This window comes from Acinetobacter sp. UBA3132, from assembly GCF_002364825.1.
Classification (GTDB): domain Bacteria; phylum Pseudomonadota; class Gammaproteobacteria; order Pseudomonadales; family Moraxellaceae; genus Acinetobacter; species Acinetobacter schindleri.
This window is the reverse complement of sequence record NZ_DEZM01000147.1, coordinates 1-1,693: the sequence shown is the minus strand read 5'-3', so window position 1 is coordinate 1,693 and position 1,693 is coordinate 1. Positions and strand designations below refer to the sequence as shown.

The following is a 1,693-nucleotide window of genomic DNA, read 5'->3' as shown; positions in this document are numbered from 1 at the left end:
CGCAATGACAAAAGAGATGATTGATGTGCAAGTCAAAAACCAGTATGGAAAAATCCTTGATGTAAAAGCATTATTGCGCGCCGGTGCCCAGCATAGAGATCCTTCCCAACGTTTAGAACAGCAAGTTGAATACATTGTGGTAGACGATGAAATTATCCGACCAACGATTGAATTACTATTTGCCAGTGAGCAAACAGACTGTATTTATCGTGTTATGGAGCCAAAATAGGAAACTATTTTTCAGTTAAGTCTGGAAATATAGAAGCTATAGCTCATCTAAGGATGGGCTATTTTTTTAAATCCTATTATTTCAGATTAACTGATTAAAAATAAATGCCAGCAGATGATAACGAACTAAGGGATGAGGATCGGATACTTCGCTACGGTTTATACGGATTTGTTGGCATACCTGTCCTAAGTCATGTTTTTGTATAAGGAGATATGCTTGAGACAGAGGATCGGGTTGAAGCCTGAGCTGGCGACTTTGAGACTTCAAATTAAAAGCATTCAGGCATTCTTCTATATTTTGGTGAAGCTGAAATAGGACGAGGGCTTGAGTGTTATGTTGATGAGCATATCGCATAATTTAGATTCTATTCTTATCTATTATTATGCACTTAGCTTAACGCGATTTTTAACTAAATGCCTGAATAGTAGATAGTTCAAGCATTGAGTTAATAACTTCCCAATGAGCTTAAACTTAAAAACTTTTTAGAGTGACATTCACATCATAACGACCAAATTCTTCCAGAATCTGCTGAAGCGTTTGTTGTCCCAATGCATCTGCAGCTGCAATTTGTACTTCCTGATTGGTCTTGCTGTCAAAGCATTCAATCATCTGAATCAGCCATTGATGTCCATAGGCAGTTTTCTCAATCAGTATGCGACGTGGTTGCAGCGCATCACTGATCTGGCGAGGCAAGACATACGTGATTGCCAACTGAATATGTTCTAGTTCATCGGCAGTACTGACAAAAGTAATGACCCAGTTTCCCACCTTGCTCAGTTGCATGGGATTATCAAAGGCATCGAATTCAAGATAGTGTTGCATAAGCGTGGGAAGAATAAAAAGTAATACATTCTATATGGCTTTAAATCCTTAATATAGCTATGCATCTATAGTCGAAAGTAAATGAATACAACTACTTTTGAACGAATTAAAATTATATTTTTCAATTAAATAGAAAAATTTTTTCGCCGGATTTATTCATCTTTAAACTTAAGATAGACTTAAAAAGACTGAATCTATGAAGAGTTTTAAGCCTGGGCACGCAGCATGGATAAAGCATGGCTAATTTGCTTGAACAGTTGGTTTAACTCTTGTGAAGGCATGCGGCTTTCCTGGAGAAGTGTCAACCATTGCACCTGACAGACTTTTAAGGCATTGATATCTGGTGCCTGAGCAATATTTTGAATGTGTTGTTTGGCCAATAAGCCACAGTATTTTTTTAAACTGTCTAGCATCAAGCTGCGTATTTGTTCTTGGTTGAGTGCTATATAGGTAATGTCAGCAGGCACGTGGGTCGTGGCAACTAATGTCGTGGTAATCGGCGCTTCAAGATCGGCAGATGGGGCAGGACTGGTGATTGAAGTCTGAATATTTGATTCAGGAAAGTGTGGAAATGAGGCTTTTACTGAGTTATTAGCAGGCGCTGAAGTTTGTGCTGACTCTGTACCGACTGCTGCATTTGAA

3 protein-coding genes are annotated in these 1,693 nt (G+C 38.6%); 1 reads left to right on the top strand and 2 read right to left on the bottom strand.

Going from position 1 to position 1,693, the window contains the following annotated elements; genetic code table 11:
* The coding region (locus tag B4033_RS08255) for a hypothetical protein (protein ID WP_286833121.1) at nt 1-229 on the top strand (229 nt) is incomplete at its 5' end.
* Between the two features lie 471 nt (nt 230-700).
* Here the strand turns inward: B4033_RS08255 and B4033_RS08250 are convergent.
* On the bottom strand, nt 701-1,051 hold the full coding sequence (locus B4033_RS08250; RefSeq protein WP_286833119.1) for a hypothetical protein: 351 nt from the start codon (nt 1,049-1,051) through the stop codon (nt 701-703).
* 206 nt (nt 1,052-1,257) lie between these two features.
* Nucleotides 1,258-1,693 (bottom strand): hypothetical protein (locus tag B4033_RS08245; protein WP_286833118.1); only part of this gene is annotated, 436 nt, incomplete at its 5' end.

Excerpts from the sequence above, each read along its gene's own strand:
- B4033_RS08250 (WP_286833119.1), bottom strand. The coding sequence starts at position 1,051 with ATGCAACACTATCTTGAATTCGATGCCTTTGATAATCCCATGCAACTG.